We start from the raw sequence: 25,218 nt of genomic DNA, 5'->3' as shown, positions 1-25,218 counted from the left end.
TTCGCGTCGGCGCGGTAGCGCCGACCTACGCCTATGAGCGTAGCGGCGGCCGCCTGATCGGCTGGCAGGGGAGGCCGTTACCCCGGAACAACGATCTCGGCCCCCGGACAGTGGGGGCGGAGCGCTCCGGCCAGCGCCCGCTTCGCCTCGTCGTCACCATGGACCAGGCGAATCTCCCGCGGCTTGCGGCGCATCCGGCGAACGAAGCGGATCAGGTCGTCGCGATCCGCATGGGCGGAATAGCCGCTCAGGGTGTGAACCCCGGCGGCGATGTCGTAGCGCTCACCATCGAGTTCCACCCACCCGTGGCGCGGCCCGTAACGCTGGATCGTCCGGCCGGGGGTCCCCGCCGCCTGATAGCCGACGAACAGCACGTCGGTCCGCGAATCGCCGAGCAGCGCCTTGAGGTAGTTGACGATCCGACCGCCTGAACACATCCCGCCCCCGGCGATCACCACGCAGGGGCGGGCACGGCGGCGCAGGTACTCCACCGTGCGCAGGTGGTCGGCGTGATCGTCGATCACCGTCACCTGTTCGAAGGCCAGCGGGTGGCGGCCGGCGGCCCGGCGGCGCTTCGCCTCCCGATCCCAATACTCCGCCAGCGCCCGGTAACCGGCAGTGAAGCGGGCCGCCAGCGGCGAGTCCACCACCACCTCCAGGTCATCCCACACCATCCCATCGGCGAGCCGGCGGTCGCGGTGGCGGTGGATCAACTGCTCCAGCTCATAGAGCAGCTCCTGGGTACGGCCGATGCTGAAGGCGGGGATGAGGATCGTACCGCGGTCGCGCAGCGAGCGCTCCACCACCGACCGCAACCGCTCGCGGCGCGCCTTGCGCCCCTCGTGGAGGCGGTCGCCGTAGGTACTCTCCAACACCAGTTGGTCGCAACCGTAGGGGACGCGCGGCGCCGGCAACAACGGCGTGTAGGGCGCGCCCAGATCCCCGGAGAAGAGCACGTTCCACGGGCGCCCGCCGGCATCGCGCAGGCGGAAACGGAGGTAGGCCGAACCGAGGATGTGGCCCGCCGGCTGCAACGTCAGTTCCAACGCCGCGGCGGTCTTGCCGATGGACGTGCGCCGACCGTAGGGCAACGGGCGCAGACGGGAGCGGATCAGCTCGAGGACGCGTTCGATCAGCCGCCGGTCGCGGGTGAACCCGATCTTCAGCGCATCCTCCAACATCTCCGGCAGCAGCAGCGCGGTGGGTTCGGAACAGTAGATGGGGCCGTCGAAGCCGGCGGCCAGCAGGTAGGGGAGGCGACCGCAGTGATCGAGGTGGCAGTGGGTCACCACCAGCGCACGCACCCGGCGCAGGTCGAAATCGATCTCCGGCCCCGCCGCGCTTCCCCCGCCGTCGCCCCGCTCATCGCCCTGGAACAGACCACAATCGACCAGCACCGACTCATCATCGCTCACCACCAACTCGTGGCAGGAGCCGGTCACCCCGCGGGTCGCGCCGTGGTGCAGGATCTCGAACATCGTCAGCCTCCTTGCTGAAATAGCGAGTCGGGACGTTAACAACCGCAGCGGTTTGACTCAAGTTCACCGCGACACTATTTTGCGTCCCATGACTACGGTGACCTTCGACACGCTCGACTTCACACGACGGCTTCGTGATGCCGGCTTCAACGAACAACAAGCGGAAGTCGTGGTTCGCGTGCTCGCCGAAGCCCAGGACACCCTGGTTACCAAGGAGCACTTCGATACTCGCATGGAGACGATGGAAGCCCGCATCAACGGGGAGATGAAGCTCATCAAATGGATGTTGGCCTTGGTCGCCGCGGTCAACGTCCTACCGATCCTCAAACACCTCTTTCCATAATGGCCACCATCACTTTCGATACGCTCAAATTCGTCCACAAACTGAAGAGCGCAGGCTTGCCGAGTTGGTCACCAAGGAGTACCTGGATTATCGCGCCGCCGAATTGAAGGCCGATCTGATCAAATGGATGGCTGGCCTCCTGCTTGCCCAGGCGGCCTTGGTCGCCACCCTGGTCAGGCATTCTCTGAATGCCGGCTCCTAGGAGCCTGTCGGACTATGGATGAATCGGCCGCGAAAGCGGGATGGCGGCCCTGCCCTTTTCCGAAAATCCTCGTCAAATAGCTCACTATTCTCCTCGAATTTTCGAAAAATTGGTGCCGCCCTCCCACTCCCGCAACTCGATCCCCCATAGTCCGACAGGCTCCTAGGCGCGGGCCTGGAATCCCGCCCCGTTGGCCAAGCGCATCCCATCTCCCACCAGCAACCGATCGATCTCGGCACTGCGTCCGTCGCGCTTCGCCCGCGCCCGCGGGTAGGTCTCATGGACCTCGATCCCCCACTCCTGCATGAGGCGCAGGGCACAGGGCATCACCTGCTCCTCCACGAACTCGCCCAACCGGTTGCCCAGTCTTCTGAACCATCGCGCCGACTGGCCTTTTTTGGATAAGATCGGCCGGGACACTACGTCTGTTTCGATGCGGCAATCCGATGGGGGGCAGGGGATGGATCACGAGGAACGGGAGATCGACGCCGGGGATAGCGGCACACTCGGCGTGCGTTGTCTGAAGCGCTTCTGGCGCGGGCGACTCGACATGCTGGAAAACGGGGGGCAACGGACGATGGGTCCGCGGGATGAAAACCTGGACCTGATCCTGCAGGACGGACTGGGGCTGGGGATCGTCGAACCCGACCAGTTCCTCTTCCGGGAGCGGCCGAGTTTCGAGGCGTTCGAGCAGTGGATCCGCGATACGCTCGGCGGTGAGGTCGATGGCGCAACGGTCGCGCGCGTCAACCGCGCCGTCGCCGACTGCCTCGACCGGCCCCACCACGACTACCCCCTGCCGACGCCGATCGCCGATCCGGTGCTCTCCGCCGACGACCTGGCCTTCTGGGAAGAGCACGGTTACGTCGTGCTGCGCAACGCGGTACCCGCGGAGGACGCACGCGCCGCGGAGCTTGCGGTGTGGGAGTTCCTCGGCATGGACCCGCAACGGCCCGAGACCTGGTACGACGCCTCGCACGCCTTCTGGGCCGCACTGTTCCACCATCCCGCACTCGCCCGCAATCGCGGATCGAAGCGCATCCACAAGGCGTTCGCCCAGCTCTGGGGCACGGAGAACCTGCTGATGAGCGTCGACCGCGCGAGCCTCAATCGCCCGCTGCGCAACGACGGCGTCGACCTCTCCGGCCCGAGCGCCCTGCACTGGGATTCGAGCATCCATCAGCCGATGCCGTTCGGCGTGCAGGGGATTCTCTACCTGAACGACGTCGTCGCGGAGCAGGGGGCCTTCCAGTGCGTCCCCGGCTTCCATCGCCGCATCGGCGAATGGCTGCGGGAGCTCGATCCCGCGGAAGACCCGCGCGCGGCGGCACGGGAACTGGAGGCCGTTCCGATCGCCGCCGGGGCCGGCGACCTGATCATCTGGCGGCACGAGCTGCCCCACGGCAGCAGCCGCAATCTCGCCCGCTACCCGCGGGTCGCGCAGTATATCAAGATGTATCCACCGGACTTTCCGACCAATCCGGTCTGGGAGTGAATCGGCGCCCCCCCGTCGCCTGCCGACGATCTCCTCGCCGGTGCAGCGGGCGAAGCGCTACGGCCATAACACAAATCATGACGATAATCGCAAGGCGTAATTTGTGCTAATGTGGGTTTGTGGGAATTTATGGAGCAAATACACATGAGCCGTTTAACCATCGACATCACCAGCCAGCAGCATCAGAACTTGAAAGCGCTGGCTGCTCTGCAAGGCAAGACGATTAAGCAATACGCACTCGAACGGCTATTCCCCGGCGATGCGAATGGCGACCAGGCATGGGAGGAACTGAAAGTCATCTTGGGCGAACGCATCAACGACGGGCTGGCCGGGAAGGTGTCCCGCCACAGCATTGGTGAAATGCTCGACGAAGAATTGGCCGAAGACAACCGCACTTGAGCCAACCCGATTACATCCTGACGGCGGCGGCGGAAGCCGACATGCGCAGCATCATCCGCTACACGCGCAAGCGGTGGGGAAATGCACAGGTACGCCGATACGTTGCCGCTCTGGAACAGGGAATTGCCCGCCTCGCAGCCGGTCAGGGGGCTATCGAAGACATGGACGCGCTCTATCCATCGCTACGCATGGCGCAATGTGAACATCACTACGTGTTCTGTCTGCCGCGCGAAAAAGCGCCGGCGTTGATCGTGGCGATTTTCCACGAGCGTATGGACTTGATAACTCGATTGAACGATAGGCTGAACAGGTGAAGCATCACCGATGAACACGGTTACGTCGTTCTGCGCAACGCAGTGCCCGCGGATCAGCGTCGACCTCTCCGGCCCGAGCGCCCTGCACTGGGATTCGAGCATTCATCAGCCGATGCCGTTCGGCGTGCAGGGGATTCTCTACCTGAACGACGTCGCCGCGGAGCAGGGGGCCTTCCAGTGCGTCCCCGGCTTCCATCGCCGCATCGGCGAATGGCTGCGGGACCTCGATCCCGCGGAAGACCCGCGCGCGGCGGCACGGGAACTGGAGGCCGTTCCGATCGCCGCGGGGGCCGGCGACCTGATCATCTGGCGGCACGAGCTGCCCCACGGCAGCAGCCGCAATCTCGCCCACCACCCGCGGGTCGCGCAGTACATCAAGATCTATCCGCCGGACTTTCCGACCAATCCGGTCTGGGAGTGAATCGGCGGATATAGGCTATCGACAACAGGAGGTTGCCCTTTCGCGAGCCCCTAACCGCGGTGCATCCAGGCGACCAGGGCAAAGCGGCTCTCTTCGAGGTTGGCCGGTCCATGGACCGGCGTCACCTGGTGGTAGCAGTCGCTGGGGAAGATCAGCAGGCTGTTGTCTTCGGGGGTGAGCCGGGTGAAGCGTGTCTCCATCTGCCCCGCGCGACGATCCGTATCGAACAGCAGCACGTCACCACCGGTAAAGCGGCGCGGGGTGCGGTGGAAGTAGTAGACCGCCGTCACCGCCCGGCGGGTGCCCCCCTCCCTGGCGAGGGTATCGGTATGGATCGAGAAGTGGTCCCCATCGCCATAGGAAAGCAGGTGCAACTCCCAGCGGGCCGGCACAAACGGCGCGATGCCGAGGGTGGCGAGACACGGTTCGATCAGCCGGCCCAACCGCTCCGTATACCAGTCACGAATCCCGCGCAACTCACCGCGGTGGAGGCCACGGGAGACCCGGTCGGCGGAGACCACCCCGTAGGCATTGTCGTAGCGGAAGACGCGCGAGGAGGTAAACGCGTTGCGCTGCTCCTCCACCACCCCCCACAAGCTTGAGCGCTGCGCCTCGTCGAGCGCCTCGTCGAGCAACACGAAGGGCGCCGGCGCTGCCGCTTCATCGTATTGCCCGGCACCGCTCGCATCGCCCGCCAGCAGCCCCGCGACGTAGCCCGCAGCCTCCCGCCGCGGCCCCTCCTCGGCAAGCCGGCGATACTCCCGCAGCGCCCCGCTCAAATCGCCGGTGCAGCGCAGCATCTCCGCCAGCCGCCAGCGCAGCCCGCCGTCCGCGGGCCGCTCCGCCAGACGCTGCACCAGGACCGCCAACGCCCGCTCATGCAGGATCTCGGCGCAATCACAGACATCGTCGTAGGTGACATTCATGGCTCATCGTCCGCGGCAACGGGGTCGAGGGCGGGGGTGGGATCGGCGGCAGCCACTTTGGATACAAAACCGGTGCCCGGCCGCCGGTCGTAACGCCACTGCGCCAGCGGGCCGTCGCGATCGACGAAGTGGAAGAAGACCTGGGCGTGGTGGGTACCGCTGAAGGGCTCGCGCCAATGGGGCACCTCGCGACCGAGCAGCAGCAGACCGTCGCCGGGCGGCAGTTCGACGCACATCGCCTCGCCGCCGCTCTCCAGACAGATCGGCCACGGCGAGGGCGCCTCGTATCCCAGGGTCACCGTCAGCGTGAACTCGCAGGCCTCACGGTCGACGTGCCGCGGCAGATCCGTGGCACGGGTGTAGATACGCAGATAGGAGTAGGTGGGCAGCAGCGACCTCCCGGTGAGCGCCTCGATGCGCGGCCGGATGTGGCTCAGCAACGTCTCGAAGAGGGGATCGGCGTACTTCGAGCACCTCTGCCGGCCGGTGAAGGCGTCATTGTCGAGCTGCCCCCGGGTCATCCGCAGCATGGCGTAGTCGTAGGCGAGCGCGGTCATCTCGGGGGAGAGCAGGCGGGAGATGTGCACATAATCTGCGCGAAGAAACTCGCCGAGTGGAGCCATAGGGTTGCGGAAACGGATGAGTTGCTTTGGTCCCCGGCAGTATCCACCGCGAGGATGTGCGATGCAATCGGTGACATGCACGCGGGTATAATGCGCCGATGCTCTATACGTCCTACGGTCTCGTCATCGCCAGCGAATTGGCACTCCCTGAACTGATCGCCTTGCCGGAAGGCCGGGAAGAGGCGGAGGCCGACGTCCGGATCGGCTTCGGCGCGATCGCGCCCGAGGGACTGGCCGGCGGCGAGCAATTGGGCCCGTTCCTGTGGGCCAGCCGCGACGCGCTGTGGCTCCACATCACCGGCGTGGCCCGTTTCCTGGTCACCCGCGGGCGCGAGATCCGCGTCGACCCCGAGGCGGGAATCGACGAGGAGAGCCTGCGGACCTTCCTGCTGGGCTCGGCCTTCGGGGCGCTGCTGTTCCAGCGCGGTCTCCTGGTCCTGCACGGCAACGCGATCCGCATCGGCGACCAGTGTCTGGTCTGCGCCGGTCCCTCCGGCGCCGGCAAATCCACCCTGGCGGCCGGATTCATGCAGCGGGGCTACCCGATCCTGGCCGACGACGTCGTCCCCGTGGACGCCCGCTGCCGCGCCCTGCCGGGCTTCCCGCGCATCAAGCTGTGGCGGGACGTGGCCGACTACTTAGCCATCGACACGGCGGGGCTGCGCCGCCTCCGGCCCGGCTTCGAGAAGTTCAACCTCCCGGTGGTAACCGACGGCGCAAGCGAACCGCTCCCCATCCGCTGGGTCTACATCCTGAACAGCGAGCATGTCGATGCCCTGCGGATCGACCCCATCCAGGGCATGCATCGCTTCGGACCGCTGTACAAAAACACCTACCGCATGCGCTTCCTGAACGGCATGGCCCTGAAGCCGGAGCACCTCAAGCTGTGCGGCCAGCTGGCCGCCCGCATCCATCTTGCCCGGATCACCCGCCCCCGGGCGAACTTCGACCTCGATACGATGATCGACGCCCTCCTCGCCGACATCGCCGCGAACCCCTGAAACATGGGCGGCATCTACTGGCTGGCCTCCTACCCAAAATCGGGCAACACCTGGTTCCGGATCTTCCTGAGCAATCTGCTGGAGGACGGCGACCGCCCGGTGGACATCAACGAACTCGCCACCGGCATGATCGCCAGCGATCGCATGTGGCTCGACGAGGTGCTCGGCTTCGACACCGCCGAACTGAATCCCGACGAGGTGGAGCAGCTGCGGCCCGCGGTCTACCGCTGGTCCCTCCACGACCCGGAGGTCAGCTACCACAAGATCCACGACGCCTATACCCGGACCCCCGCCGGCGAACCGCTGGTCAGCCGTGAGGGGACACTCGGCGCCTTGTACCTCCTGCGCAACCCGCTGGACGTCGCCCCCTCTTACGCCAACCACAACCGGAGCAGCATCGATCAGGTCATCGAACGGATGGGCGACCGGAACTACACGCTGTGCGATCCGCGCAGGGGCCTGCACCACCAGGTCAGGCAGCGGCTGCTCAGCTGGTCCGAGCATGTCCTGAGCTGGGTCGACGCCCCCGGTCTCAATTGCCAGATCGTCCGCTACGAAGACCTGCTCGCCGACCCGCTGCCCACCTTCACCCGCGCGGCCCGTTTTCTCGGGCTGCCGGATTCCGCCGAGCGGGTCGCCAAGGCGATCCGTTTCAGCGACTTCCGGGAGCTCGCCCGCCAGGAGGATGAGAAGAGGTTCAAGGAAAAGCCACACCAGGACGTGCGCTTCTTCCGCCGCGGCAGGAGCGGCACTTGGCGGGAACAGCTCGACGAGGCCCAGGTGCGGCGACTCATCGCCGACCATGGCGAGGTGATGCGACGGTTCGGCTATCTGGACGGGGAAGGGAACCCGCTATCCGGCTGAGCATGCGGGTCCGCCTCCGCGTGCAGAAACCCGCCCCGCAGCATTTGCGGCGTCGCCACCTCCCAACCGCTGTTGCCCTCCAGCAGCCGCGGCCCCTGCGGGGTCACCACCCAATCCCAGGCGATGGCCCACAACTGCGGAAACCGCCCATGGGCGCGGTGGCAGGCCTCCACCAGCTCCGGCCAGTGAGGTACCGGCGTCTCCGGCGCCAGCTGCTCCATCACCGCGGTGTAGCGCTCCTCCCCGGCCCGATCCAGCGGAAAACCTCCGGGCAACGGCAGGATCCCGCCGCCATCGGGCGCGACAGGCAGGATTAGATAGCGGGGACGGCCTCTCCGCGGATCCCAGCCGGCCGGAAGTTCCAGGGTGGCGCAGAGACATTTCACCCGCTCCCCGAGTCGGTGCGAAATGTAGCGTAGGGTAATCGCATCCCCGCCCACCGCCAGGGGCGCCAGCGCGGGGTGGTTCTCCAGGCAGGGCTGGACCAGGGCGTCGTCCTGCCCGCGCAACGCCCGCCAAGCGAGCTCGACCGCCGCGGGATCGCTCAGCGGCTGCCCGTCGAATCCCCGCCCCCGGAGCTCCTCGCCCTGGCGCCATACGGTGAACGCGCCGATCCCCCGGTTGCCCGAGCGGGTCTTGCAGAACAGCCGCCCCCCCTTCGCCAGCCAGGAGGAGAACGCGGCATCACCGCCCCGGGGAACGCAGGCCAGGGTCGGAACCGTCGGCACCCCCAGCGCCGCCAGCACCTCATCCAACCGCGGCTTGTCCGCCAGCAACGCCACCGCTTCCCGCCCGCCGCCCAGGCCCCGATTACGCCACCGGTGATAGGCGGCGACCTCCGGGACGAAAACATAGTCCCATGCCCGCGCCGGATCGAGAAGGAGACGGTAGCGGTAGACCTCGCCGGGCGGGATGCCGTGGCCAAGCGAAAGGGCCACCAGCCGCGCCAACTGACGCGCGCGCGACAGGCCGCCGCGGGCTTCGGTCTCGCCGCTCCGGGCTCGCCACACCCGCCACACCGCCCGCCAGCCGGAGAAACCGACCCAACGCAGCCACAGCCACAGCTCGACCGCCAGCCACACCGCTCGCGGCCAGTGGGGCCGGGCCTCCCACCACAGCCGGCGGTGCAGACGAACCCGCTCATCCGCACCCGGCCAGAGATAGCGCCAGCTGACCACGCCGTGGGGCAGGGGGGTGCGCAGCAGTGCCCGGATCCGCCGGCTCCAGGTGGCCACTAGTCCACCGGCTCCCCGTACAGCCAGTGGTTAAGCCAGCGAACGGCCCGGCTGGTACGGCGGAAGGGAATACGGAAATCGGCCGGGACCTTGCCCCGGGCCGCCCGTTCGATCTGCTCGCGCCACTTCTCCCGATCGAGCAGCTCCTCCAGCGCCGGGTGCAGGCGGGCCTCGTGGCGGCGGGCCCGCTCGCTGGCGCTGACGACGCCGCGATCGTGCCGCCTCTCAAGCGGGGCCGCATAGCCCATATCCTTGTTCGACGCCCAGACGGCCCGCCGGGGCACCGTGCCGTCGATGGCGCGGCGGTGAAGATAGCGGCCGACTCCCCCGGGGCCAACCTTTTCGATGCTCGGCGTGGAGAGGTACTGCTGGACCAGGCGCACATCCCACAGCGGCCAGCGGTAGTCGACCCCGTAGGAGGCGGCCACCAAGGTACTGTTCTCCAGCCGGGTGGGGATGTAGGGCATCTGCAGCAGGCCGTCGACGATCCACTGGTTGATCCGTCGGTAGGGAGCGTCGTAGCGGGCCGTCTCCAGGTACTCGCGATGCAGACCGAGCCGCTCCACCACCTCGGGGCGCAACGCCTGGTGGGGCCAGCGCAGGGTCCAGGTGCGGAGGAAATCGGGCCGGTAGTCCGGACTGCGACGGCCGAGGGTGGCCGCCTTGCCCAACCGCAACAGGCGGGTCAGCGGATTGCCCGGCAGGATTCCCCACAAGGCGCCGTAGGCGTGCCGGTCGAGCAGCTCCATGCGCAGCTGGGAGCCGGGGTTGGTCACCACCTCGTCGCCACCGAAACCGGAGAACAGGGTGCGGATGCCACGCAACCCGCACTCCTGGTAGAAGGGGGCATAGCCGGTGCCGTCGCCGTGCTCCTCCGGGTAACCCAGCACCTGGAGGCCGCGCAACTGGCTGGCCGAGTCGACCCCGTCGAAGGCCTCCGGGGCGGTGATCAGATAGTTGTGGCGGATCCCGCTCGCCCAGCAGTTCTCCAGGATGAAGGCCGGCTCCCGCTCGCAATAGGCGAAGCCGAAGCCATGCAGGCGCTCGGCGGGATCATCCAGTTCGCGGGCCAGATAGGCGATGACGGTGGATGAGTCGACGCCGCCGCTGTTTTCGCTGCCCAGGGGGTAGTCGCTGGGCACCCGGCAGCGGATCGCCTCGTCGAGCACATCGCCGTAGGCCTCCAGCCACTGCGGATCGCGCCGCACGGCAGGCGGGGCGTCATCACGCCAGGCATGCCAGCGGCGCAGGCGGGTTCGCCCCTCGCCGTCCGCGACCAGGCAGTGTCCGGCGGGGAGTTTGCGGATCTCCCGGTAGCCGGTGCGCTCATGGCTCTTGGAGAGGCCGACCAGGTAGCGCGCCATCCAGTCGAGGTCGGGGGTGGGTTCCAGCCCCTCCAGGCCGCGCAACGCAGCGGCGGCGGTGGCGAACAGCAGGCCCCGATCCGAGGGCCAGTAGTAGAGGGGTTTCACCCCCAGGGGATCGCGGGCCAGGAACAGGGTGCGGGCCTCGGTGTCGACGACCGCCAGGGCGAAGTCACCCAGCAGCCGCTCCGGCAACCCTTCGCCCCAGCGGCGCCAAGCCGCCGCGACCAGCGGGGCATCGGGGAGTGTGGCCAGACGGCCGGCGTCGACGCCCACCTGCCGGGCCAGCTCGGCGCGGTTGTCCAGCCGCCCCCAGAAAGCCACCGCCAGCGCCCCCTCGCGCCACGGGGCCTGCGTGGCGTGGCTCGACCAGGGGAGATTGAAGCGCTGGGACTCCACCAGCAGGGCCGGCGCCCGCGACCAATGGCCGGCGAGGTCCGGCGCCAGGAAGGGGTGGAGGCGCTGAAGCCAGCGCTGCGGATCGATCCAGCTCGTTGGGGGCGATGCCCCGAACCGGGCGAACAGGCCGGCAAACATCTTAGAGTGCCTTATGCCTGCGGAGTACGGAGGGGGGGATTCAACCGGGAGAAGGAGGTAGCGCCATCAACGTAGCGGCCCCTGGGAACCAACCGCCTCGCGTCGCAGGCGTATCGACGCGGAATCCCGCAGGTCATCTCAACGCGGGACCGTGCTGATCAATCGATGGGCCTGAAGTTCGCCGATGAAGGCGATCATGTCGGCTTGGCAGGTGGCCTCGTCCACATCGAATTCCGCGCAAACGGCGCGGACGATCTCCTCGATGGAGAGGGGGTGCTCCAGCAACTGCCAGACGCGTGAACCGACACCGCCGATGCCGAAATATTCGCCTCGCTCAATGCTCATCATCACCGTATCGCCATCCATGTCGGCGGCGACCAGATCGGGGGAGCGGACATAAGAGACGAGCGAGTCGGATGCAGACATTGGGGGACCGTTGTTGGACACGACTGGTTAACAATTTCAAAGTGGGGAGCTGTGCTCCGGCAACCGACAGCACACGCCAGGAAAGGCATGTCGTCAACTGGGACCGTATGCAGGCCCTCCCGTCTCGCCGGGGCTGGGGGATTTCCCCTCCGTGGCGCCTACTCCCAACTTGCATACCGATGGGGGGACATAGCGCAGCTTTTGCCGGCGCTCCACGGCAGCATAGGGGGGAGCTTCGGGGTGGGGCGCGGAGTCGACTTCCCCTTGCGGACGGTTATTACACTGTTGTTTCATTTTGACTTCCTCCTGAACGTCCAAGCCTCAAGACCAGTCCCGCGAACGCCGACCATCATAGCGAAAAATGCGGTTCACCATCAAAACCTGTTGATAGTCTCAGGCTCGGATGGATCGGCGCACAGGATACCGAAAGAGGGCACCAAAGAGTACCACGAGACCAGCGACGCCTACACCGTCGCCAACGGTGGGGCGGCAGCGAAAAGAAACGACGCGGGAAATCACAAGCGACACCGCTACCCCGTCGTGCAAATGACACGCCGGGAAGGCGTATCCAACGGCGCGGAAAATGCGTCGGAAGACCGACCCGCAGGCGCGCACTCCCAACGAGTTGACAGCGCCAAAGAGCGTGCGGATACTCCGAACGACCGGTCAGCTCCGCTAACCTGGGACCGGCCGGCCCCACCACCCCACACCAACGAACAATCAAGTCAGGGAGACGCCCCTATGTCAACCCCTTTCATCGGAGAGATCAAACTCTTCGCGATCAACTTTGCGCCGGAGGACTGGTCCGTCTGCGACGGCCAGGAGCTGCCGATCAGTCAAAACGCCGCGCTTTTCTCGCTGCTCCAGGAGCAGTTCGGCGGCAACGGCAACACCACCTTCAAACTGCCGGACTTCCGCGGCCGCGTCCCGGTCCACCCCAGCGGCGACTATCCCTTCTACCAACAGGGCTTTTTCGGCGGCTCTGAGACGGTCATCCTTAGCCAAGATGAGTTGCCCGCCCACCGCCACACCGCCCAAGGCGTCACCGCCGACGGCGTTGTTGCAGCAGGCGTAAGCAGGGTCCCCGCCAAAGCGATCGACGCCGTCACGAACCAGCCTACGAACAACTGGAGCGCCCCCCCCGCCAACCTCGTCGAGATGGCGCAGGGCTGCATTTCCCCCACCGGCGGCGGTCAGTCGCACGCCAACGTCCAGCCCAGCACGGTCCTGCTGTTCTGCATCTCGCTGGCCGGCCTCTATCCCCAGCGCGGCTAACCCACCCGATTTCCAGGAGAAAACAAGATGACTGAAGGATTTCTCGGCGAGATTCGAATGCTCCCCATCCAATACACCCCGCAGAAGTGGACCCCCTGCTACGGTCAGCTGATGACCATTACGGGATACGAAGACCTCTACTCGGTGGTCGGCACCGCCTACGGCGGCGACGGGCGGACCAACTTCGGCGTACCCGACCTGCGCGGCCGTATCCCGATGCACCGCGGAACCGGGCTCGGCCTGACCCCGCGCCTCCAGGGGCAGATGTTCGGGGTGGAAGGCGTCACCCTGGACATCGACCAGATCCCGAACCACAACCATGAGTTGATGGCGAACTCGGGCGCGGCGACCAACGAGCTCCCCACGAACAACGTATTCTGCAAAACGACCTACACGTCCTACGGGGAGTACGTCAGCAACCGGATGGGTCAGTTCAACGACGCCTTTCTGCTGCCGACAGGCAGCGGGGGAGAGCACAGCAACCTGATGCGTTTCGCAGTGGTGCCCTTTTTCATGTGCATCAAAGGCGTCTACCCGAAACGCTCGTAGCCGACATCAATTATCAGGAGAATTCATCATGGCTGACCCGTTTCTTGCGGAGATCCGCATACTGCCCTACTACTTCGCCCCGGAAGACTGGGCCTACTGTGAGGGGCAGATCTATCCGATCCAACAGAATCCCGCCCTCTACTCCCTGCTCGGCATCACCTGGGGTGGCGACGGGCGCTCCACCTTCGCCCTGCCGAACATGCTCGGCCGGGTGCCGATGGGCAATGGCACCGGCCCCGGCCTGACTCCCCGCATCCAGGGACAGACCGGAGGCTATTCCGAGATCCAGCTGACCACCGGCCAGATCCCGAGCCATGATCACGACGTAAACGTGCGGAAAGGCCCCGGTGAATCCACCAATCCCGAAGGCCTGTACCCCGCTTTCAATACCGAAGTCTATCCGAACGCCACCCTGTGCTATGAGGCCCCCGATGGCACCGACTACGTCAACATGGCCCCTCAGCAGGTCAGCGTCACCGGCGCCAGCGAGGGGCATGTCAACACCCAGCCCTGGCTGGCCGTGAACTTCTGCATCTGTACCGACGGCTACTATCCGCCACGCTCCTGAGCGAGGTTGGCGGCCCGGGGCGGAACCCGTTCGCGGTTCCGCCCCTTTCTTTTCCGACGCACCCGTCCCACCGTTTCGAGCCCTTGCGACCATGCCCCACGTATTCAACCCCATCCCCTTGCCCGCCCTGCTGTTGGCCCGGGGCGTCGCTTTCCGCGAGATGACCGACGACGACCTGCCGGCGCTGAAACGCATCTTCGTCTCCGGCCGCTGGGACGAGATGGCGCGCCTGGAGGACTGGAACGACGCCCAAAAGACCGCCTTCCTGGAGCAGCAGTTCGACTTGCAGCACCACCACTACGCCACCTACTTCGTCGATACCGACTTCGGCGTCTTCGTCGCCGGCACGGAGGTGATCGGGCGGCTGCTGCTGGACCGGCGCGCGGACGACCTGCGCATCGTCGATATCCAGTTCGGCGAGGGGTGGCGCGGCCGCGGCCTCGGCTCGGCGGTGCTGCGCCAGCTGAAAGAGATCGGCCGGGAGAACGGGCAGAGCGTCTCGATCCACGTCGAACACCTCAACCCCGCGCTACGGCTCTACAACCGGGAAGGTTTTCTGGTGACCGGCCAGGAGGGCCCCTACTGGCTGATGCACTGGTTTCCGGAGGGACATCCGGGATGGAACGCCGACCTCAAGCCCGCCCCGCTGCCCGATTTCGGCTGGATCCGCGACGGCTGGGATAGCGCTCCGTCCAACTGACAATCACGGATGCAGTGGGCCCGCGGAAAGGGAAAGGGCCGCAAACGAAAAAGGCGCCTTGACGGCGCCTTTTTTCTCTTCACCCGATCAGGTCCGGATCAGTTGAAGACCGCCTGGTAGGTGACGCAATCCTTGTCGTCCTCCGCCACCGGCACGATGAAGATGTCGGCATCGCCGAAGGTGTCGTTCTTCACGTTGTAGGTGGCCTGGGGCGCATACTGCGTCGGCTCACCCTTGAAGAAGACCGAGAACGGCTCGCGCTTCGCATCCGGGGCCTTGCGGTCGGCGGGTGCCATACGCACCTGGGTGAGCGTCAATTTCATCTGCCCGTTATTGACGGTGCAGGTAAACTCCTGCTCGACGCATTTCTCGAAATCGGCGTGGGTGATTTTGCTCAGGTCCATCAGATGCCTCCCTCGGCTTAAACGGGCTGTTTGTCGGTGTTGGATCGTTAGAATAGCCGCCCCCCGACCGCCGTGTAAAGCCGCGGTTACGTGAAAAAAAGGGGGCGATTTCCGGGCGCCGTTCGCGGCCGCGAGAGACGCTCGGCGATACACGTGCAGCGGCCGAAACGGGCGTGCCCCCCCCCGGAAGAAACCCACCACGCCAACCCCACCACAACCCCGGATCTCCGGCGAATTCGGACTGCGGTCAGCGAAACCACACGGTGTAGTTGATCCTCACCCACTCCCCCATCGCCTCGGCCATCGGCTCGACCTCGTGGGCGGTACCTGCGTAGGGATCGAACAGCAGCAGGCGGTTGCAAATCGGTTCGACGAACTGGCGGCCGCCGTCGTTGCCGAACATGACAAAACGTCCGTCGTACTCCGGGCGCCACTGCTCATGTAGATACAGGACCATGCAGGCGACACGATTTTCCGCTGCATCGCTGTGCCGACGGAGAAAATGACCCCGGTCGAGCCACTTCAATTTGATACCCTCCGGCTCGCGGGCCGGCCGGCCGACGATGGCACTCAACCACGCAAGGAACGGTGCCGAACGCATCAACATGCGAAAGGCGGCATCCAGCAACACGGGTCCGCTCATTTCGTAACCGGGCTTGGGACCTTGGTAGATGCGTTCGGAGATGAATCGCCGCCCCTCGGGTGCCGCCTCGAAGGTCGCCTCATCCACCCAGCCTGGCGGATCGTAAAGCTTGTGAGCCGGTTCCATCCGGCCCTCTTCGAGCACCAGCGTGCGGATGGCGGCGAGCCGCTCGGGCTCCAGAAACCCGTCCAGGTAGAGGTAACGGTCGGGGCTACCCTGAAAACGCCGCGCCGCCTCGGCAATGGCCTCCGGGGTCAGATGGGCGGGCTGAATCCAGCGACCCAACGATTCCAGGTCGGTCGTCGACAATGCAATGGACAACGTTCTCTCCTTTGGCTTCAAGCGCGGGTTGTAACCGGCGGAACGGGGGGCATCACCGCCATCACGCCTCGCCGAGGAAGGTGATGGTCATGGTCTGGTTGTGCAGTTTGCATTCGGTGGTGGTGGAAAAGGGGGCGATCTCGCCGTAGGAGTAGAACCCGGCCAGGGTGGTGGACTCGCCGAGCACCCCGGCCACCGCCTCCACCTCGTCATCGACCTGGTCGCCCATCACCAGCTTGCGACCGACGCAGCTGACCAGGATCGCCAGCCCGCCGCCGGTGTCCGGCGGGAGCAGCGAGAGGGTGCGCCGCGCCGCCTCCTCGGCGCCCTCCACCAGCGCATCGTTGGTGGCATGCATCAGCCGCAGGTAGCCGTCGGGATCGATCTCGCCGGCCAGCGTCACGCTCCCCTCGGCCTCGTCGACGCCGAGGATGGTGCGGATCAGGCCCGCCGTGCTGTGGTCCTCGCGCAGCATCTCGAAGGGGAAGAGCAGCCCCGAAGCGGGCAGCCCCTCGGCGTACTCCCCCAGGTAGTCCTTGTAGACCTGGAGCGCGGGGGCGCCGTCCAGCTCGTAGAGCACGTTGCCCGCGCAGCGGGTCACCTTGCGCGGCGGGCCGAAGGAGGACCAGCCGCCGAAGGAGCCGTAGCCCAGGGTCAGTGCCTCGCCGTAGAGCCCCACCGCCACCACTTCGTTATCGGAGACCCCGCCGGGGGAGAGGGTATAGGTGGTGCGGAAGGCACCGTTGTCCCCCGCCAGGCCGCCGGTGATCGGGATCCCCCACCCAACCACCGCGATCACCCCGGAGATCAGCGCCGAACCGTTGATCGCCACCCCCTTGCCGAACAGCAGCACGCCGCGCAGCTTGGGCCGGGCGAGCGCCTTGCCGAGACGCACCCCGGCGTTGAAGGAGTTCTCCATGGCCTCCACCGGCGCGGCGGCCACCGTCACTCCCACCCGTTCGAAGCGCACCGCGGTGACCACCGCGGTGTGTTCCGTCACCCCCTCGCCGGCGATCTCCCCGGCGGTGCTGCACCCCACCTGCAGGGCATTCGGGCAGCACTCGCGCAGCCGCGTCGCCAGCGGCGAATCGGTGAAGTATTCGACGCTCGCGAAGATCAGGATCAGCTGCGGCTCCAGCCCCTCCAGGGGGGCGAGGTCGGCGCGTGTGGGGGAGGTGGAGTCGATGACGAGCTGGCGGGTCTGCATGGGCGAGGATCTCCGTCCTGCGAAGGGGTGGATATCGGGCTGTTCGTTCGCCGCCGGAGCGACCGCGGCGGGAAGGCGGTATTATCCCCGGCATCCCGCGCGGTCGGCAAATATCCGGCGGCCACGACAAACCACAACGCCACCTCGCGAAAGCGCGCTGGCGAACCGCGGAAGTTGGTGAAAAGAGGTGGAGACGATGAAGGAGGAATTTGCACAGCGCTTCACGCAACACGGGGTTGCCGTCGTCGAGGGCGCGGTCCCGCCCGCCGCGCTACGCTGGGCCAACGAGACGGTGGGGCGCTTCATCGACCGCCAACTGACCTACCCCCCCGCTCCCGGGGTGGCCCGCGTCGAGCACGACGGACGCAACCACGTCATCAGCATCGGCCGACTGGTGCCGAACCTCGGTGCGCTACCCCTCTATCTGATGGGGCTGCCGGCGGTGGCGGAGGCGGCACGTGCCGCCTGCGGTCCCGACGCGGTGTGCACTCACGACTGGATGGTGGTGAAGAGTGCCGGCGACGGCCAGCGGATCGACTGGCATCAGGATATCGCCCACGACGGTCGCCACACCGCCGTCAACGTCGGCATCCACCTCGATGAGGTCGGCCAGGACGCGGTTCGCTTCATTCCCGGCCCCCGCCGGGGCGTGGCGGATGTCGGCGCGCTGCGCGAGCAATACGACTACGACTCCCCGGGCTTGATCGCGCCCACCCTCTCCGCCGGCGACCTCGCCGTACACGATGTGCTCCTGGTCCACGGCTCGCCGCCGCTCGCCCACGGCCGGCGCAAAACCCTCTACCTGGAGTTTCGCGATCCCGCCATGCTCGTGGACCACCCCGGCATCCCGGCCGCCTACGTGGCGCTGCGACATCGGCTCCTCGCGGCGGCGCAACGGCTGTATCAACGGCTGGGCGATGCGCCGGAGGGCGACCCGGCGACGCTGCTGGACGAGGAGAGCCGTCAACTGATCGAGGCGCTGGAAACCCACCAGATCTTTCTCGAACCGGCCAATTACGGCTATTTCGGCGGCCAGTATTAGGGGCGCGGATCCGCCACCGGAGTCGCCTCGATCGTCCCGCGCAGCCGCCCACCTCGACCATTCTTCCCTCTTCCAGCACGACGATGCGATCGGCGGACGCACGGTGGGGAAGCGGTGGGCAACTACCAGCAGCGTGAGGTCGCCGTGGAGACTATGTTCTAACGCCCTTTGAAAGCCCCGTAACCGGCCGCGCCCTTCCCGACCCGCGGGACCCGTCTCGCTCAGTGCAACTTCGAGGATTAGATCGGGCTCTCCGGGACTTCGGCGATCTCCACGTTCGGGATACGTGCCGACTACGCCCTCGATGTTCCGCCGTCCGTGGCAAGGATGAGGTTAGAAGAGCGCCATCCGGCCGAGCTCGACCGCCCCCTACCGAAAGATCTCTTCGATCTGCTCGGCGCTCAGGATCCGGTCGGACCACTCCAGCAGGGTGTCCGTATCCGCTTTCTCGATACGATCGCGGTACGTAGCGGCAATATCGTCGCCGAATTTTCGCTTCACCTGCCTCAGGAGCACGGCAGCCTCTCCCTGCTGCATTCCCTGCTGCATTCCCTGCTGCATTCCCTGCTGCATTCCCTGTTGCATTCCAAGCCCATAGGAGGGCAGGTCGGAGTACTTGACTTGGCTGAGCATGGCTTCTTCCTCTTGAAGGATCTGTTGCAGGTCACGGTTGGTCGAGAGGATCTCGAGCATAACCAAGTAATCACGAAAACGCGCCTCGTTTTCCCCCAGCAATATTCGGAGACGCTCGAGAATATGGCGCACGACGACCCTTTCCGGCTTCCCTCGGAAATCGCACAGGATCGCCATCACCAACGCATCGGGGTTGTCTTGGGACAGCAGGCGCTCGCAATCGATCGCGTGCATGTCCAGCACCTGGTACCGGTAGGAGAGGCCCGGCTCCTCGAGTCCGTCGACCATATTCAGGTTCGGACGACCGATGTAGACAAGGTATTGCCGTATCGGGAGTCCAGGATGGGCGAGCGCAATATCCGTACGGTAACGCAGCATTCGCCAGGGCATCTCGTGCTGATTGTCGTTCTGGATCTCGATATGCAGCAGAAATACCCCGTCGGCACCGCGCACTTTCACCACCAGATCGGCGCGCCGCTGCTCGACCCGTTGGATCTCGGTATCCACCAGCTCGGCTTCATCCACGTCGAGGCCGAACAATAGGCGGGCGATGTCCAACGCGATGCGTTGAAGCAATTGTTTCGAAATAATGTCTTTGGCGGTCATGGTGATCGCAATTCTACACCGGTCGCCGCTGGCCTGAGGGCTCAGTGCAGCTTCGAGGAGTAGATCGGGCTCTCCGGGAGCGCAGCCAGTACGGCAATCACCGCGAACCTCTCGACATCGTTCTCGCGATCGATCGCCTCCCATGCCTCCCTCCACAACACGACTCCGTTCTCCCGGGCATACCGGCCGATCATCTCTCGATAGCGCCGCATGTCGGCACCCGCGAACCTTCCCGCATCGGCACTCAGAAGGCGGCCGATCTCCGTACCGAAGGCCCGTGCCGTGGCTTCCGGCTCGACGATCGCCAAACGTTGCCCTTCGATTTGACGCAGGATGTAGCCGACACCCATGTCATGGCCCTTTTCGCCAAGGGGGCGGGTGTGTTCTCCGGATCTCGGGCTCGGTTCCCTTTTAGGCAGCTAGAAGAAATAACTTGAACATTTATCCCGCCCGCTTTAGTTGAGGCCAAAGTGTTCAAGTTATTTTTGCTAGGATCCTTAGGCGGTGTCTCCGCGACTGATACGGATTGGGCCGGCCAAGACGATACGGGACGGAGTAGCGTCAAAGCAGCGAAAATCCTCGCAGCACTCCCGCCAGCTTCTCATCCTCCTTGGCCATCTCCCGCAGCATCTTCACCAGCCGGGTCAGTCGCGAGCCGTCCTCGTGCTGGAGCTCTCAGGAGCCTGTCGGACTATGGATGAATCGGCCGCGAAAGCGGGATGACGACCCCGCGACTCGATCCCCCATAGCCCGACAGGCTCCTAGGGCGCTGGTCGAAACGCGCTGCCGGCGGGATATCGAATACTGGTCCTATCGATTCTGACTTCCCGTAGGTCGGCGCTACCGCGCCGACACGAACGAGGGCAGCGGGCTTACGGCTTCGACGATCACGCGGAATGGAACGCTCCATTCGGGAAGCACGGCGGATACAACGGAAGAGTGGTGCCTCCGTTTCCGTCGGCGCGGTAGCGCCGACCTACGCCACCTCAAACATCGGACACCACGAACCGGAAAAGCACTCGGGGAACGAATAGAGATGCAAACGGCACTTGAGCGGGATTTTGCGCAGACCGGGATCACCACCGTCTCGGCCGGCAGTCTCACCATGCACGACGTACTCCTGGTCCACGGCTCCCCCCCCTTGGCCCACGGACGACGAAGAACCTTGTATCTGGAGTTTCGCGATGCCGCCCTGGTGGCGAACCACCCCGGCTCCCCCCCCCCCCCCCGAATACATCGCCCTGCGACGCCGGCTCCTCGACACCGCGCAACGCCTCGCCGGACGACTGGGCGAACGGCCGGAGGGCGACCCTGCAGCGCTGCTGGACGACGAGGCGCATCGGCTGATCGACGCGCTGGATGCACAACGGGTGGATCTCGATCCGGCCAACTACGGCTGGTAAGCCCCCCTCGATCACCCGGTGCAGCGCTCACCCGCGCTTCTCCTCCCTCTTCAACCACCAGCGCCTGGGAGCACCTCAAGGCGCCGATGGAGCGTGCCGTGAACAACCATGAACGCGATGCGCCGGTAGAACCGATGGCACAGATGATCGGAAAAACCGAGGCGTAGGCGAGCGAGACGATCGACGAATCCGGCGTGATCCGCCAGAGCGAGGAACAGGCCGCCGCTATTCTCCTCGAATTTTCAGAAAATCGGGGCCGCCCTCCTGCCCTCCCGCGACTCAATCCACCATAACCCGACTAGCCCGCGCACCGTCACGGCTGCCCCCACGGCCACCCCAACTTTGGTCTGATATACTGCGAACATCCTCACTCCCCGAAGAGACGCCCCCATGGCACTGGCGGAAGAAGACATCCTGTTCATCAAGGAGCACATCGGCGAATGGCTGGCGGAGCGCAGCCTCGGCAAGCCGCCCGCGGTCTACGAGGTCGAGTTGCGCGAGCGGATGGTCCGTGTTGAAGAGGAGCTCAAGCACCAGCGCGAGCTGATGCGGCAGGGATTCGAGCTCATGGAGAAGCGCTTCGAAGAGCAGTCGGACGCGATGGAGAAGCGGTTTGCAGCCGTCGACCGACGCTTCGAGGAGCAGCGCGACGCGATGGAGAAACGATTCGAGGCCGTCGACAAGCGCTTCGAGGCCGTCGACAAGCGTTTCGAGGCCATCGACACGCGTTTCGAGGCCATCGACAAACGTTTCGAGGCGGTCGACAAACGCTTCGAGGAGATGGGCCGGCGAATGGACCGCTTCATGTTCTGGTCGTTCGGCACCACCGTAGCCGTGGGCGGGCTGGTGGTGACCATCCTCAAGGTATGGAATTAACGATCATGGACGGAGGTCGAGCCACCCGGACGATGAAAACCGGGTAGGGTGTGCCGACGATAGGAGGCGCACCGGTCGGAGAGGACAGAGCGCCTCGTACCTCGGCACACCCTACGATCGCGTCCGCATCTCCGCGTACTTTCACAGCGAGGGACGCGGAAAGAACAAATCACCCCACATCAATGCAATCAGCATCACGCCTTGCGGAAGCAGCGAGAGGGGCTCAGTGCAACTTGGAGGAGTAGATCGGGCTCTCCGGGACGGGGCCCTCGCCGAAGGTGAGCGGCTGCACCGCTTGCAGAAAGGCGTCCTGCGGCGTCCGCCGCAGCACCCACGAGCGCCGCTGTGCGCCGATGCCCGCGGTGATGCCGCCGGTGACGACGCCTTCTTCCCCCCACGCCACCTCGGCCGCATCGTCGAACAGCAGGTCGTAGCGGCTCTGCGGCGCTTCGCCGAGCAGCAGCAGACCGCGGCCGTCACGGTAGATATAGAACTCGCTGCAGCGGGAAAAGGCGAGCTGCTCCTCCAGCAGCTGGGCACAGACGGGATCACGCCGCCACGCGGGTCCATCGCCTGCGGCGGGAGCGACGTTGTCGATGAACCACTCGCGGTTCAATTCCTCGATGATGGCGGGGATACGCAGGCTCGCCCCTTCTTCATACTTGGGGATGAAGCGGTCGATGTAGCCCGCCTCCACCGCCTGCCTCACCTTTTTGACGCGCGCCGTGGCACTGTAGATGATCCCCTTCAGCGGGTAGAGGCGGAGCAGTCGGCGGGCCAGCGCAACGCCGTCGTCACCGCGCAGTTCGTAGTCGCTGAACAGCAGCGTGATCAGATCGAAGCGCCGCGGGTCGCGAGGATCGCCGTAGACCGGGGCATCGCCGGCATCGGCCGCCGCCGGCCGCAACGCCTGGCGATAGACCTCCTGCAACCGCTGCGGATCGTCGAAGACGCGGGGGCGACACATCCGCGGGAAATGCAACGCCGTCAGTTCCAGGGCCTCCCGCGCGGAGTCGATCACGCAGACGGTGGTGGGGTGGCAGTAGAACGGGATGACGGGGTATCGTTCACGAAAGTTCGCATTGTCCATTTTTCTTTATATTTCATAGTGATCGCTAATGCGATAGCGGGCGTCTCTCCGGGAAGGACCCTTCGCCGAAGGAGAACGGCCGCACCGCTTGCAGATAGGGATCGGGCCGGCCAGAAACGATACGGGACCGACCGTCAAAGCAGCGAAAATCCTCGCAGTACTCCCGCCATGAGGGCCATCAGCCATTCTTTGCGCATTGTCTCAGTCTCGCATGTTCGGGTTATTGCCGTGAGGGTACGAGTATACCAGTTGACTCCCGATGCCCTGCCCGTTTGATAGCGATGGGTGCGGCACGCGCGGAGTCGTGCGCGGAGTGAAACCGCCACGGAGCATCAAGGAATCGGTGTCCGAATAGAGCGAATCGAGAAAGTGGGCTCCTCTCCGAAGATCTCCTCCTGCGGCGCATCCGCCGCAGGGGCTCCATCGACCATCCGGCGCAGCCGCCCCCCGCTCTTTTCGGCCAGTTCCTGCCACCCCCCCACTTCGACCACCCTACCCTCTTCGAGCACGACGATGCGATCGGCATGGCGCACGGTGGAGAGGCGGTGGGCGATCACCAGCAGCGTGAGATTGCCGTGCAGCGCGTCCAGCGCTTCCTGGATCAGCCGCTCGTTCTCGCGGTCGAGCGCACTGGTGGCCTCGTCGAGGATCAATAGCTCCGGCTCCTGCAGCAGTGCGCGGGCAAGCGCGATGCGCTGACGCTCACCGCCGGAGAGCCGCACCCCCCGCTCCCCCACCACGGTGTCGATCCCCTCCGGCAGGGCGGCGACGAAGCCCTCGGCGGCGGCCAGCCGCAGCGCCCGCGCCAGGGCCGCCTCGTCCACCTCGGGGGCGGCCCACAGCAGATTGGCACGCACCGTATCGTGGAGCAGAAAGGTCTCCTGGGGAACGTAGGCCACCCGTCGGCGCCAAGCCCGGCGCAGCCCCCCCTTCAGGGGCACACCATCCACCGAGATGCATCCGGCGTCGGCCACCAGCAGCCCGGCGATCAGATCCGCGAGCGTCGACTTGCCGCCGCCGGAGGGGCCCACCAGGGCCACCGTCGCGCGGACCGGGATATACAAATCGATTCCCGCAAGCACCGGTTGCGCGCGCTCCTTGCGATAGCGGAAGGCGACCCCCTCCAGCCGCAGCCCGCGCCGGAACGGGGGCGGCTCGACGGTCTCGTCCGGCGGCTCCGCCGCCTCCGCGCAGGCCGTCTCCATCGCCCGGAAGGCGGCGTAGGCGGGCAGCATGTGGAGGATCTGCTGGTAGTTCTGCTGGAGCCCGGAGAGCATCGGCGCCAGCCGCGAGAAGATGGCGATCAGCACCAGCAGCTCCGTCGCCGGCAGCCGCACCCCCTCCACCGCCCACCACACCATCATCGCCAGCACCGCCGCCGCCCCCCACTGGTAGACCACGCGAGCCAGCCCGTGCAGGCGCTGGAAGGCGAGCTGGGCTCGGCGCTGGCCCTCGGCGTGGCGGACGAACTGCTCCACATGACGCGCCTCCGCGCCGTGGGCCTTGGCCGCCTTCATCCCTCCCAGCAGCTCGCTCGAGGCGGCAAACAATTGGCGCTGGGTCCGCGAGAGGCCGCTCCCCAACTCGACGGTACGCCGCTGGATGCGCCGCAGCGGCAGCATCAACAGCACACCGAAGAGCAGCGCGACCCCGGTGAACGCGGTGGAAACCCCCACTGCCGCCAGCAGATAGGCGGCGGCCAGGGCGGCACCGGTGGCAAACTGCAGCACGTGATAGGTCCCCTGACCGATGCGCTGCACCTCACTGGTCAAGGCGTGGGTGAAGTCGGAGGTGCGGGTGAGACTGAAGAAGGACCACTCGCTGAAGGCGATGTGCCGGTAGAGCCGGCTGCGCAGGTGATCCGTAAAACCGAGGCGCAGGCGGGCGCTACGCAGGTCGCGCCAATGGGCGAGCAGCAGCTTCGCCCCGACCAGCCCGACGAACAGCGCCAGCAGGCCCGGCAGGGTCAACGGCAGGCCGAGCGTATCGAACAGCCGCCGCACGCCCTCCGCCATCGGGTGGTCGGGACGCCCCTCCAGCCCAACCAGCGCCAGCAGCGGCAGCAACAGCATCAACCCGACCCCTTCCAACAGCCCGACCCCCAACATCACCCCGAGGGTCACGGCGAGCCCCCCGCGATAGGCGGCCAGCTCGGCGAGGTAGCGACGCAACTGAACGGTGGTCTGGATCTCCATCGCCCGGGATTCTACTAGGAAGTGCGCGTGCAACGACGATAGAATCCGGGAATGGATACAGGGAAACGAGGAGAGACC

At 65.9% G+C, this 25,218-nt stretch carries 29 protein-coding genes; 15 read left to right on the top strand and 14 right to left on the bottom strand.

Going from position 1 to position 25,218, the window contains the following annotated elements:
* Positions 1-77: 77 nt before the first annotated feature.
* Positions 78-1,478 (bottom strand): MBL fold metallo-hydrolase, encoded by a 1,401-nt coding sequence (locus tag ACYQ2W_RS02365; RefSeq protein WP_459862987.1) that lies wholly within the window; start codon positions 1,476-1,478, stop codon positions 78-80.
* 88 nt (positions 1,479-1,566) lie between these two features.
* On the opposite strand from ACYQ2W_RS02365, the gene ACYQ2W_RS02360 reads away from it, so the two are divergent.
* On the top strand, positions 1,567-1,821 hold the full coding sequence (locus tag ACYQ2W_RS02360) for a CCDC90 family protein (protein WP_459862986.1): 255 nt from the start codon (positions 1,567-1,569) through the stop codon (positions 1,819-1,821).
* 64 nt (positions 1,822-1,885) lie between these two features.
* Entirely contained in the window at positions 1,886-2,023 is a 138-nt protein-coding gene (locus tag ACYQ2W_RS02355) for a hypothetical protein (protein ID WP_459862985.1), read from the top strand.
* Between the two features lie 162 nt (positions 2,024-2,185).
* Here the strand turns inward: ACYQ2W_RS02355 and ACYQ2W_RS02350 are convergent, their stop codons facing one another.
* Entirely contained in the window at positions 2,186-2,377 is a 192-nt protein-coding gene (locus tag ACYQ2W_RS02350) for a hypothetical protein (protein WP_459862984.1), read from the bottom strand.
* 106 nt (positions 2,378-2,483) lie between these two features.
* Here ACYQ2W_RS02350 and ACYQ2W_RS02345 point away from each other — a divergent pair, with 106 nt between their 5' ends.
* The 4 genes from ACYQ2W_RS02345 to ACYQ2W_RS02330 all read left to right on the top strand — a co-directional run bounded on the left by ACYQ2W_RS02345 (position 2,484) and on the right by ACYQ2W_RS02330 (position 4,652).
* Positions 2,484-3,518: a phytanoyl-CoA dioxygenase family protein gene (locus ACYQ2W_RS02345; protein ID WP_459862983.1), complete on the top strand. Its 1,035-nt coding sequence runs from the start codon at positions 2,484-2,486 to the stop codon at positions 3,516-3,518.
* A 144-nt stretch (positions 3,519-3,662) separates the two neighbouring features.
* The gene (locus tag ACYQ2W_RS02340; RefSeq protein ID WP_459862982.1) at positions 3,663-3,917 is read left to right on the top strand and encodes an antitoxin; all 255 of its coding nucleotides are present in this window, start codon (positions 3,663-3,665) and stop codon (positions 3,915-3,917) included.
* Positions 3,914-4,231: a type II toxin-antitoxin system RelE/ParE family toxin gene (locus ACYQ2W_RS02335; RefSeq protein WP_459862981.1), complete on the top strand. Its 318-nt coding sequence runs from the start codon at positions 3,914-3,916 to the stop codon at positions 4,229-4,231. The genes ACYQ2W_RS02340 and ACYQ2W_RS02335 overlap by 4 nt, the downstream gene beginning before the upstream one ends.
* Positions 4,232-4,241: 10 nt before the next feature.
* Positions 4,242-4,652 (top strand): phytanoyl-CoA dioxygenase family protein, encoded by a 411-nt coding sequence (locus tag ACYQ2W_RS02330; protein WP_459862980.1) that lies wholly within the window; start codon positions 4,242-4,244, stop codon positions 4,650-4,652.
* A 50-nt stretch (positions 4,653-4,702) separates the two neighbouring features.
* On the opposite strand, the gene ACYQ2W_RS02325 is transcribed toward ACYQ2W_RS02330, so the two are convergent.
* Positions 4,703-5,578 (bottom strand): 2OG-Fe(II) oxygenase, encoded by an 876-nt coding sequence (locus ACYQ2W_RS02325; RefSeq protein ID WP_459862978.1) that lies wholly within the window; start codon positions 5,576-5,578, stop codon positions 4,703-4,705.
* Positions 5,575-6,165: a hypothetical protein gene (locus tag ACYQ2W_RS02320; RefSeq protein WP_459862977.1), complete on the bottom strand. Its 591-nt coding sequence runs from the start codon at positions 6,163-6,165 to the stop codon at positions 5,575-5,577. Before ACYQ2W_RS02320 ends, ACYQ2W_RS02325 begins: the two co-directional genes overlap by 4 nt.
* Before the next feature lie 134 nt (positions 6,166-6,299).
* Here ACYQ2W_RS02320 and ACYQ2W_RS02315 point away from each other — a divergent pair, with 134 nt between their 5' ends.
* Positions 6,300-7,202: a hypothetical protein gene (locus ACYQ2W_RS02315; protein WP_459862976.1), complete on the top strand. Its 903-nt coding sequence runs from the start codon at positions 6,300-6,302 to the stop codon at positions 7,200-7,202.
* A gap of 3 nt (positions 7,203-7,205) precedes the next feature.
* On the top strand, positions 7,206-8,066 hold the full coding sequence (locus ACYQ2W_RS02310; protein WP_459862974.1) for a sulfotransferase domain-containing protein: 861 nt from the start codon (positions 7,206-7,208) through the stop codon (positions 8,064-8,066).
* On the opposite strand, the gene ACYQ2W_RS02305 is transcribed toward ACYQ2W_RS02310, so the two are convergent.
* The 3 genes from ACYQ2W_RS02305 to ACYQ2W_RS02295 form a co-directional block, all read right to left on the bottom strand.
* Entirely contained in the window at positions 8,030-9,301 is a 1,272-nt protein-coding gene (locus ACYQ2W_RS02305) for a sugar-transfer associated ATP-grasp domain-containing protein (protein WP_459862973.1), read from the bottom strand. The two genes, ACYQ2W_RS02310 and ACYQ2W_RS02305, sit on opposite strands and share 37 nt — an antisense overlap.
* Positions 9,301-11,202 (bottom strand): asparagine synthase-related protein, encoded by a 1,902-nt coding sequence (locus ACYQ2W_RS02300; protein WP_459862972.1) that lies wholly within the window; start codon positions 11,200-11,202, stop codon positions 9,301-9,303. The genes ACYQ2W_RS02305 and ACYQ2W_RS02300 overlap by 1 nt, the downstream gene beginning before the upstream one ends.
* 138 nt (positions 11,203-11,340) lie before the next feature.
* A complete protein-coding gene (locus tag ACYQ2W_RS02295) occupies positions 11,341-11,628 on the bottom strand; it encodes a lasso peptide biosynthesis PqqD family chaperone (protein ID WP_459862971.1) in 288 nt (95 codons plus the stop codon).
* A 741-nt stretch (positions 11,629-12,369) separates the two neighbouring features.
* Between ACYQ2W_RS02295 and ACYQ2W_RS02290 the strand changes: the two genes are divergently transcribed.
* The 4 genes from ACYQ2W_RS02290 to ACYQ2W_RS02275 all read left to right on the top strand — a co-directional run bounded on the left by ACYQ2W_RS02290 (position 12,370) and on the right by ACYQ2W_RS02275 (position 14,720).
* Positions 12,370-12,903, top strand: a complete 534-nt coding sequence (locus tag ACYQ2W_RS02290; RefSeq protein WP_459862970.1) for a phage tail protein — start codon at positions 12,370-12,372, stop codon at positions 12,901-12,903.
* Positions 12,904-12,930: 27 nt separating this feature from the next.
* Complete coding sequence (locus tag ACYQ2W_RS02285) at positions 12,931-13,452, top strand: phage tail protein (RefSeq protein ID WP_459862969.1); 522 nt, start codon at positions 12,931-12,933, stop codon at positions 13,450-13,452.
* 28 nt (positions 13,453-13,480) lie between these two features.
* A complete protein-coding gene (locus tag ACYQ2W_RS02280; protein ID WP_459862967.1) occupies positions 13,481-14,020 on the top strand; it encodes a phage tail protein in 540 nt (179 codons plus the stop codon).
* A 91-nt stretch (positions 14,021-14,111) separates the two neighbouring features.
* Entirely contained in the window at positions 14,112-14,720 is a 609-nt protein-coding gene (locus ACYQ2W_RS02275; RefSeq protein ID WP_459862966.1) for a GNAT family N-acetyltransferase, read from the top strand.
* 98 nt (positions 14,721-14,818) lie between these two features.
* Here the strand turns inward: ACYQ2W_RS02275 and ACYQ2W_RS02270 are convergent, their stop codons facing one another.
* The 3 genes from ACYQ2W_RS02270 to ACYQ2W_RS02260 all read right to left on the bottom strand — a co-directional run bounded on the left by ACYQ2W_RS02270 (position 14,819) and on the right by ACYQ2W_RS02260 (position 17,295).
* Entirely contained in the window at positions 14,819-15,124 is a 306-nt protein-coding gene (locus ACYQ2W_RS02270) for a DUF6916 family protein (RefSeq protein ID WP_459862965.1), read from the bottom strand.
* A 247-nt stretch (positions 15,125-15,371) separates the two neighbouring features.
* The gene (locus ACYQ2W_RS02265) at positions 15,372-16,088 is read right to left on the bottom strand and encodes a 2OG-Fe(II) oxygenase (RefSeq protein WP_459862964.1); all 717 of its coding nucleotides are present in this window, start codon (positions 16,086-16,088) and stop codon (positions 15,372-15,374) included.
* 61 nt (positions 16,089-16,149) lie between these two features.
* Entirely contained in the window at positions 16,150-17,295 is a 1,146-nt protein-coding gene (locus tag ACYQ2W_RS02260; protein WP_459862963.1) for an FIST signal transduction protein, read from the bottom strand.
* 196 nt (positions 17,296-17,491) lie between these two features.
* Between ACYQ2W_RS02260 and ACYQ2W_RS02255 the strand changes: the two genes are divergently transcribed.
* Positions 17,492-18,337, top strand: coding sequence for a phytanoyl-CoA dioxygenase family protein (locus ACYQ2W_RS02255; RefSeq protein WP_459862962.1), 846 nt, complete (start codon positions 17,492-17,494; stop codon positions 18,335-18,337).
* Positions 18,338-18,706: 369 nt separating this feature from the next.
* Here ACYQ2W_RS02255 and ACYQ2W_RS02250 read toward each other — a convergent pair whose 3' ends face one another.
* Together ACYQ2W_RS02250 and ACYQ2W_RS02245 are read right to left on the bottom strand one after the other, a co-directional pair.
* Entirely contained in the window at positions 18,707-19,576 is an 870-nt protein-coding gene (locus tag ACYQ2W_RS02250; RefSeq protein ID WP_459862961.1) for an RpnC/YadD family protein, read from the bottom strand.
* Positions 19,577-19,617: 41 nt separating this feature from the next.
* Complete coding sequence (locus ACYQ2W_RS02245) at positions 19,618-19,926, bottom strand: hypothetical protein (RefSeq protein WP_459862960.1); 309 nt, start codon at positions 19,924-19,926, stop codon at positions 19,618-19,620.
* 834 nt (positions 19,927-20,760) lie between these two features.
* On the opposite strand from ACYQ2W_RS02245, the gene ACYQ2W_RS02240 reads away from it, so the two are divergent.
* Both ACYQ2W_RS02240 and ACYQ2W_RS02235 read left to right on the top strand, forming a co-directional pair.
* Entirely contained in the window at positions 20,761-20,979 is a 219-nt protein-coding gene (locus ACYQ2W_RS02240; RefSeq protein ID WP_459862959.1) for a hypothetical protein, read from the top strand.
* Between the two features lie 390 nt (positions 20,980-21,369).
* Positions 21,370-21,855 (top strand): hypothetical protein, encoded by a 486-nt coding sequence (locus ACYQ2W_RS02235; protein WP_459862958.1) that lies wholly within the window; start codon positions 21,370-21,372, stop codon positions 21,853-21,855.
* A gap of 223 nt (positions 21,856-22,078) precedes the next feature.
* Here ACYQ2W_RS02235 and ACYQ2W_RS02230 read toward each other — a convergent pair whose 3' ends face one another.
* Positions 22,079-22,945 carry a hypothetical protein gene (locus tag ACYQ2W_RS02230; protein WP_459862957.1) on the bottom strand — a complete coding sequence of 289 codons (867 nt, stop codon included), beginning with the start codon at positions 22,943-22,945 and terminating at the stop codon, positions 22,079-22,081.
* 332 nt (positions 22,946-23,277) lie between these two features.
* Complete coding sequence (locus ACYQ2W_RS02225; protein ID WP_459862956.1) at positions 23,278-25,140, bottom strand: ABC transporter ATP-binding protein; 1,863 nt, start codon at positions 25,138-25,140, stop codon at positions 23,278-23,280.
* Between the last annotated feature and the right edge of the window lie 78 nt (positions 25,141-25,218).

The organism is Endothiovibrio diazotrophicus (genome assembly GCF_054657215.1).
Note: the sequence above shows the minus strand (reverse complement) of the source record. Positions and strands in the feature narration are given on the sequence as shown.

What these genes read in the sequence shown, in the direction of transcription:
- ACYQ2W_RS02365 (WP_459862987.1), bottom strand. Translation starts at nt 1,478, where the DNA reads ATGTTCGAGATCCTGCACCACGGCGCGACCCGCGGGGTGACCGGCTCC.
- ACYQ2W_RS02360 (WP_459862986.1), top strand. Translation starts at nt 1,567, where the DNA reads ATGACTACGGTGACCTTCGACACGCTCGACTTCACACGACGGCTTCGT.
- ACYQ2W_RS02345 (WP_459862983.1), top strand. Translation starts at nt 2,484, where the DNA reads ATGGATCACGAGGAACGGGAGATCGACGCCGGGGATAGCGGCACACTC.
- ACYQ2W_RS02340 (WP_459862982.1), top strand. Translation starts at nt 3,663, where the DNA reads ATGAGCCGTTTAACCATCGACATCACCAGCCAGCAGCATCAGAACTTG.
- ACYQ2W_RS02330 (WP_459862980.1), top strand. Translation starts at nt 4,242, where the DNA reads ATGAACACGGTTACGTCGTTCTGCGCAACGCAGTGCCCGCGGATCAGC.
- ACYQ2W_RS02325 (WP_459862978.1), bottom strand. Translation starts at nt 5,578, where the DNA reads ATGAATGTCACCTACGACGATGTCTGTGATTGCGCCGAGATCCTGCAT.
- ACYQ2W_RS02315 (WP_459862976.1), top strand. Translation starts at nt 6,300, where the DNA reads ATGCTCTATACGTCCTACGGTCTCGTCATCGCCAGCGAATTGGCACTC.
- ACYQ2W_RS02310 (WP_459862974.1), top strand. Translation starts at nt 7,206, where the DNA reads ATGGGCGGCATCTACTGGCTGGCCTCCTACCCAAAATCGGGCAACACC.
- ACYQ2W_RS02300 (WP_459862972.1), bottom strand. Translation starts at nt 11,202, where the DNA reads ATGTTTGCCGGCCTGTTCGCCCGGTTCGGGGCATCGCCCCCAACGAGC.
- ACYQ2W_RS02295 (WP_459862971.1), bottom strand. Translation starts at nt 11,628, where the DNA reads ATGTCTGCATCCGACTCGCTCGTCTCTTATGTCCGCTCCCCCGATCTG.
- ACYQ2W_RS02290 (WP_459862970.1), top strand. Translation starts at nt 12,370, where the DNA reads ATGTCAACCCCTTTCATCGGAGAGATCAAACTCTTCGCGATCAACTTT.
- ACYQ2W_RS02285 (WP_459862969.1), top strand. Translation starts at nt 12,931, where the DNA reads ATGACTGAAGGATTTCTCGGCGAGATTCGAATGCTCCCCATCCAATAC.
- ACYQ2W_RS02280 (WP_459862967.1), top strand. Translation starts at nt 13,481, where the DNA reads ATGGCTGACCCGTTTCTTGCGGAGATCCGCATACTGCCCTACTACTTC.
- ACYQ2W_RS02275 (WP_459862966.1), top strand. Translation starts at nt 14,112, where the DNA reads ATGCCCCACGTATTCAACCCCATCCCCTTGCCCGCCCTGCTGTTGGCC.
- ACYQ2W_RS02270 (WP_459862965.1), bottom strand. Translation starts at nt 15,124, where the DNA reads ATGGACCTGAGCAAAATCACCCACGCCGATTTCGAGAAATGCGTCGAG.
- ACYQ2W_RS02260 (WP_459862963.1), bottom strand. Translation starts at nt 17,295, where the DNA reads ATGCAGACCCGCCAGCTCGTCATCGACTCCACCTCCCCCACACGCGCC.
- ACYQ2W_RS02255 (WP_459862962.1), top strand. Translation starts at nt 17,492, where the DNA reads ATGAAGGAGGAATTTGCACAGCGCTTCACGCAACACGGGGTTGCCGTC.
- ACYQ2W_RS02250 (WP_459862961.1), bottom strand. Translation starts at nt 19,576, where the DNA reads ATGACCGCCAAAGACATTATTTCGAAACAATTGCTTCAACGCATCGCG.
- ACYQ2W_RS02245 (WP_459862960.1), bottom strand. Translation starts at nt 19,926, where the DNA reads ATGGGTGTCGGCTACATCCTGCGTCAAATCGAAGGGCAACGTTTGGCG.
- ACYQ2W_RS02240 (WP_459862959.1), top strand. Translation starts at nt 20,761, where the DNA reads ATGCCGCCCTGGTGGCGAACCACCCCGGCTCCCCCCCCCCCCCCCGAA.
- ACYQ2W_RS02235 (WP_459862958.1), top strand. Translation starts at nt 21,370, where the DNA reads ATGGCACTGGCGGAAGAAGACATCCTGTTCATCAAGGAGCACATCGGC.
- ACYQ2W_RS02230 (WP_459862957.1), bottom strand. Translation starts at nt 22,945, where the DNA reads ATGGACAATGCGAACTTTCGTGAACGATACCCCGTCATCCCGTTCTAC.
- ACYQ2W_RS02225 (WP_459862956.1), bottom strand. Translation starts at nt 25,140, where the DNA reads ATGGAGATCCAGACCACCGTTCAGTTGCGTCGCTACCTCGCCGAGCTG.